The organism is Candidatus Binatia bacterium (genome assembly GCA_036382395.1).
GTDB lineage: Bacteria > Desulfobacterota > Binatia > HRBIN30 > HRBIN30 > JAGDMS01.
Map to the genome: position 1 here is coordinate 1 of DASVHW010000128.1, position 5,504 is coordinate 5,504.

Below are 5,504 nucleotides of genomic sequence, written 5' to 3' on the forward strand. Positions count from 1 at the left end.
CAGCACACCAACCTGCTCTCCTGACTGCCGCACCGGCGGTAACACGCTGCGCGGGATGTCGAAGATGGAGAGGATCTCGTCCGACCAGCACCGCTGCTGCAGATCAAACAGCATGGACTCCGTGGCGTTGGAGGGCTCGGCAGCCAGCTCACCGCTAAGGCGGTACGTCAGCCAGTCGCTGATCATGAGCACCTGAGCCACCGGCGCTGCCGCACGCTTGCGGAACCAGAGATAGCGCGCGAGCGGGAAGATGAACGGCGCGGAGTGCCCGGTGATGCGATACAGGCGTTCCCCGCCCAACCGCTCCAGGATTTCGAAGCCCTCGTTGAAGCCGCGCGCATCGAGGTTGGGACCGGCGTAGATCTCGTCGCCGTGCGCATCCAGAAACACGCATCCCTCGCGCTGGCTGGTGCTGCCAATACCAACGACATCGCCCGGAGCAATCGCCGCCTTGGCCAGCGCGGCGCGCGCACAGCGACACAGAATGTCCCAGAACACCGGCGCGCTAAAGGAGAACGCCTTCACAAACGGCAGATCCGGGTTGACTTCGAGATCGTAGCCCCAGGGCTCGCGGTGTACCCCGAGCACACGTCCGGCGGCGTCGAAGATGACACACTTGCCACCGCCGGTTCCGGCATCGAGGGTCACGAAAGCGGGCATGTGGGCCTAAGTTTTTGCGCGGCGCTGCCGCGGACCGGCGAAGCGTGCCTCGCGCCTATGGCTGATAGCATATGGCATATGGTCAGGAACCATACGCCATGAGCCATACGCCATATGCCGGGGCTTGAGGCGAACGAATCTTGACCCACACTCAACGAGTCTCATGCCTCACGCCCTCTAGTCAGCACTTCCGGGTTAACGATGTGCAACGGCCGCTCGCCGCGCAGGTATGCCTCGATGCCGTCCACAATCATGTCGGTTTGGTGCCGCACGACGTCACGCGTTGCCCCACCGAGGTGCGGCGATACCAGGACGTTAGGGAGGCGGACGAAACGATTGTCGGGTTGCACCGGTTCGTCCTGGAAGACGTCCAATGCCGCGCCAGCCACGTGCCCGTCGACCAGGGCGGCGTACAGCGCATCTTCGTCGACAATCGAGGCTCGGGCCAAGTTCAAGACATACGATCCGCGCTTGAGCCGGCGGATCTGGTCCGCACCGATCAGGCCCTGGGTCTCGGGCAACTCCGGACAGTGGACGGTCACAATGTCCGCACACCGCAGGAGGTCATCGAGTCCCATGGGCTCGGCGTGATGCGCCCGACAGACTGCGGCCGCAACCAAAGGATCGTAGGCAACGACTCGGCTCCCGAAGCCGTGCAACCGTTGCGCCACGCCACGCCCGATGGCACCGAACCCGACGATACCGACGCTCACCCCTCCCAGCTCGAAGCCGCCGTAGCGTTCATACGCCGCCAGATAGTCCGCGGTGCTCTCGAAGCGCATTTTCCCCTGCTTGAGCAGCGTATTGACGGTGAAGATGTGGCGCGCCAGCGCCAGCATGTAGCCGATGGTGAGGTCCGCCACCGCATCGGCGTTACGCGCCGGCGCAAACAGCACCGGGATACCGCGCGCCGTGGCGCGCTCGACGCCGATGTTGATGGGGTCGCCGCGGCAGCAGCCAATCAATTTGAGATTACAGGCATCGATCACCTCGTCGTGCGCCAGGTCGGTCTCGACGATGAGGACATCGGCACCAGCCGCCGTAATGCGAGCGGCAAATTTCCGGCCGTCGTAATAGATGCGCTTGCTGGTGCGCCAGTCATCGTACTCAACCTCCATGTGTCGCCGCAGGCGCGCCAGCCCGTCAGCACTGAACGATGCGGTGATCAACGCCTTCATTCACCACCCTCTCACGTCCGCTCGAGCAGGGTCTTCACCATATTGATCATATGCGCCCGTACCCGCTTGCCGACCTTGGGGGTGTAGACGCTGCCGCCAAGCAGGCTGGTGAACTGGCGGCTGTCCAGCAGGAAGAGCAAGAGCACACTGTAGACCGTGAGCATGAACAGCTGGAAGTCGGCGTCCCTCCGCTTACGGCCGCTGAATTCTTCCGCCCAGGCGGCAAACACTTTCCAGGCGGGGACGAGGACGTCAGGCTCGATGTCCACCGGACTTTCTTCATTCTCGAGCAGCCGGCGCACCAGGAGCTTGGGCACGGTGGGATGGTCGGCGAAGAAGTCGAACAGCCCGCCCATGGCTTGCTCGACGACCGATGGCCCGGGCGTCATGCTGCGCACGCGGCCGGGGATCGAACGGCGCACCAGATCGAGGATGCGATCGTAGATGTTCTGAAAGACGGCGACGTACAACGTCTCCTTGGACTCCCAATGATAATGCAGGCTGGAGATGTTCACCCGCGCCTTCGCCGCGATGTCGCGCGTCGACGCCCCCGCAAACCCCTTCGCGGCGAACACCTCCTCGGCCGCGGCGAGGATCCGCGCTTTCGTGGAGGACGGCGCTTCGCGCGCCTTTTGCAATGCCGAGCGCATGATCGAATGATTAAATCAAACGACCTAGTCCTCTTAGGAAGGACGGCTGCGGTTGTCAAGAAACCCGGCGCGAATTATCCTTGGACCATTATGCAGGCCACGCGGCGCGGGGGAGCGAGGATGCGGAGACTCGGGACACTGGCACTGGGAATGCTGTTATTGGCGGCATGCGCGGCACAGCAGCCAGCCGCACCGCCACCGGCGGAAGTCTCGGTCGCCACGCCGGCACCACCGCCGGAACGCTGGATTCTGGTAAGCAAGACGGAACGAACGTTGTCGCTCTATGAAGGGACGCAGTTGCGCAAGGTGTACCCGGTCGTTCTGGGAAAAGACCCGGTGTGGGCGAAGCTCCATCAGGGTGATCACCGGACCCCCGAAGGCGAGTACCACATCGTCAACAAGTACTTTCACCCGTTCTGGTCGCGCTTCATGATGCTCGACTATCCGACACCGGCAAATGAGGAAATCTACGCGTGGAGCCGCACCCACGGGGTACTGCCCGCCCGCGGCCGTGGTGCGCCAGGGATCGGCGGCGCCATCGGCATTCACGGCACCGAGGACGAGAGCCTGAACCGGCGCGGAAAGAACTGGACCGAGGGATGCGTGTCATTGTTCAACCACGACGTCGACGAGCTGTACGACCTCGTTCCCATGGGCACGCGGGTGGTCATCCAGCGCTGACAGCGGTCGACTCATTGAGTTCGTTCCCCGTGCCGGCTATCGGAGGCCGATGTCGCCAATGATCAGCCCTCGCTCATTCAGCTTCGGCGGCACAGCTGCCATCGTCACCAGCATGGGAATCATCATCGGCTTGGGGACGGCGACGGCGGGGACGGCGACGATCGTGAGCAGCCTGCTCGTCGTTGCACTAGCTGACAACATCAGCGATTCGCTGAGCATCCACATGTACCAGGAAGCCGAGAGCCTGGCAGGACGCGCGGCATTCAGGGCCACCCTGGCGAACTTTGTGGTGCGCGTCGTGGTGGTCCTCACCTTCGTGCTCATCGTGTTGATGTTTCCCCATCCGTATGTCGAACTCCTCGCGCTCGCGTGGGGCTTTCTCTTGCTGGCCGGCCTTTCCTACACCCTCGCCCGGGCGCGCGGCGTCAGCCCTCTGCCTGAGGTAGGCAAGCACCTCGCGGTCGCCGTTGTGGTGATCGCTGCGAGCCGGCTGATCGGCTCGTGGATTCTGCATAACGTCGGCTGAGGCGCGCGCTGGGTGGGAATGTATCGCGGTCGGACTGGCGCTTCTACTGCACCATCGATAAGGTCCGGCCGAGCGGGCTTGGTTCAAGGAGGGGAAGGCAATGGTCGCCGAGGTCGTCCGCAGCTACGGCTTCGATAAGGATCATCCCACCGGCATGAAGTAACGCACGCTTGCGCTGCGCCGGCGCGCACCAGTACAACTCGGGGAGGAGGATGGAGCGATGGTCGTGTTCATCACCGGCGCTTCGAGCGGCATCGGAGCAGCGACGGCGCGTGCGTTTGCGCTCTCGGGAGTGCGGTTGGTGCTGGCCGCCCGCCGCCTCGAACGGCTGCGTGAGGTGGCGGCCGGTCTGCACACCGACACGCATCTGATCGGGCTCGACGTGCGCGACCGCGCGGCGGTGCATCAGGCGGTGGCGGCGATTCCGCCGGCGTTCGGCGATATCGACGTGCTGGTGAACAATGCCGGCCTGTCGCGCGGCTTTGAGTTCGTGCACGAAGGCTCCGAGGACGATTGGGACGAGATGATCGACACCAACGTCAAAGGCCTGCTGTACGTGACCCGCGCCGTGCTGCCCGGCATGGTCGCCCGCGGCCGCGGGCACGTGATCAACATCGGCTCGGTCGCCGGCCACGAGAGCTACCCGCGCGGCAACGTCTACTGCGCCAGCAAAGCCGCCGTGCGTATGTTGAATAAGGGAATGCGGTTGGACCTCCTGGGCACCGGCATCCGCGTCAGCACCGTCGACCCCGGGCTGGTGCCGACGGAGTTCAGCGAAGTCCGCTTCCACGGTGACCGCGAGCGCGCCGCGGTGGTGTACGAAAACACCCGGCCGCTCTCGGCGGCCGACGTGGCCGAAGCCATCGTCTGGTGCGCCAGCCGGCCCCCGTGGGTCAACGTCGAAGAGCTGCTGCTGATGCCCACCGATCAGGCCGCGCCCATTCTGATACACCGGCGGCCGCTGCAGCCGACCGAGATCATCGCCACCGCTCCGATCGCCGAACGCTGGCTGGAGGCGTGGAACGCGCACGACCTCAATCGCATTCTGGCCCTGTACACCCCCGACGCCCGCCACACCAGCAAGCGCGTCCGGGCGCTCGGCGGGGAGAACGACACGCTGCACGGCAAACAAGCTATCGCCGAATATTTCGGACTCGCGCTTGAACGCTATCCAGCGCTACGCTTTGAGCCGATCTCGGTCTCTACTGGACCTCGGACCGTCGCCATCGAGTACCAATCACAGCACACCGGAAGCAACGAGCCGACGCTGGAATTGCTGGAGCTGAATGGTGCCGGCCTGATCATCCACTCGCGCGTGTACCACGGGCCGTGAACGGCCGATCCGGGACGGCATCCTAGCAGAGAGTTTGTGAAGAATTCAAAACCGAATCCCTTATCCGTTCACCCCGAGTAGCGGCCGTTCTTTTCGGCCGCGTATCGAGGGGCGGTTTGCAAGGCAGGTCGGCAGCTAACAGTCCCTCGATACGCACCCTGAGAAGACGTGCGCTACTCGGGACGAACGGGTTTGGAATCTGTGGAGATTTCTTCTCAAACTCGTAGGACCTGCTGCAGACCGCTGATCACCGCGCCGCGCTCACCGATCTCGACCGGCACGCCGTTGCGATACGCGATCACCTGATTGGAGAATGGAGACACGCGTGCCCCGGGAGTCAGAATGCCGACGAGATTGAGCGGATCGCTGGCGCTGACCACTGCCACCTCATCCTCGCTCTTGGCGCGGCGCACGGCGCGCAACGCATCCACAGCCTCGGGCAGGGCAAACTGCTCCCCGACCAGCCCGGCGACGAA

Annotated in this window: 7 protein-coding genes and 1 pseudogene; 4 read left to right on the forward strand and 4 right to left on the reverse strand. The window is 64.1% G+C overall.

Annotated elements, in window-relative coordinates; all coding sequences use genetic code 11:
• The 3 genes from VF515_06030 to VF515_06040 all read right to left on the reverse strand — a co-directional run.
• A partial coding sequence (locus tag VF515_06030) for an FGGY family carbohydrate kinase (protein ID HEX7407195.1) occupies nucleotides 1-660 on the reverse strand: 660 nt, incomplete at its 3' end.
• A 161-nt stretch (nucleotides 661-821) separates the two neighbouring features.
• On the reverse strand, nucleotides 822-1,838 hold the full coding sequence (locus tag VF515_06035; protein HEX7407196.1) for an NAD(P)-dependent oxidoreductase: 1,017 nt from the start codon (nucleotides 1,836-1,838) through the stop codon (nucleotides 822-824).
• A gap of 11 nt (nucleotides 1,839-1,849) precedes the next feature.
• Nucleotides 1,850-2,488: a TetR/AcrR family transcriptional regulator gene (locus VF515_06040; protein HEX7407197.1), complete on the reverse strand. Its 639-nt coding sequence runs from the start codon at nucleotides 2,486-2,488 to the stop codon at nucleotides 1,850-1,852.
• 120 nt (nucleotides 2,489-2,608) lie between these two features.
• Here VF515_06040 and VF515_06045 point away from each other — a divergent pair, with 120 nt between their 5' ends.
• The 4 genes and pseudogenes from VF515_06045 (at nucleotide 2,609) to VF515_06060 (ending at nucleotide 5,028) form a co-directional block, all read left to right on the forward strand.
• Nucleotides 2,609-3,169 carry a L,D-transpeptidase gene (locus tag VF515_06045; protein HEX7407198.1) on the forward strand — a complete coding sequence of 187 codons (561 nt, stop codon included), beginning with the start codon at nucleotides 2,609-2,611 and terminating at the stop codon, nucleotides 3,167-3,169.
• Nucleotides 3,170-3,227: 58 nt separating this feature from the next.
• Nucleotides 3,228-3,695 carry a hypothetical protein gene (locus VF515_06050; protein HEX7407199.1) on the forward strand — a complete coding sequence of 156 codons (468 nt, stop codon included), beginning with the start codon at nucleotides 3,228-3,230 and terminating at the stop codon, nucleotides 3,693-3,695.
• A gap of 220 nt (nucleotides 3,696-3,915) precedes the next feature.
• Nucleotides 3,916-4,653, forward strand: a pseudogene (locus VF515_06055) (SDR family NAD(P)-dependent oxidoreductase).
• Nucleotides 4,654-4,704: 51 nt separating this feature from the next.
• Nucleotides 4,705-5,028, forward strand: coding sequence for a nuclear transport factor 2 family protein (locus VF515_06060; GenBank protein ID HEX7407200.1), 324 nt, complete (start codon nucleotides 4,705-4,707; stop codon nucleotides 5,026-5,028).
• 215 nt (nucleotides 5,029-5,243) lie between these two features.
• Here VF515_06060 and VF515_06065 read toward each other — a convergent pair.
• A partial coding sequence (locus tag VF515_06065; GenBank protein ID HEX7407201.1) for a hypothetical protein occupies nucleotides 5,244-5,504 on the reverse strand: 261 nt, incomplete at its 5' end.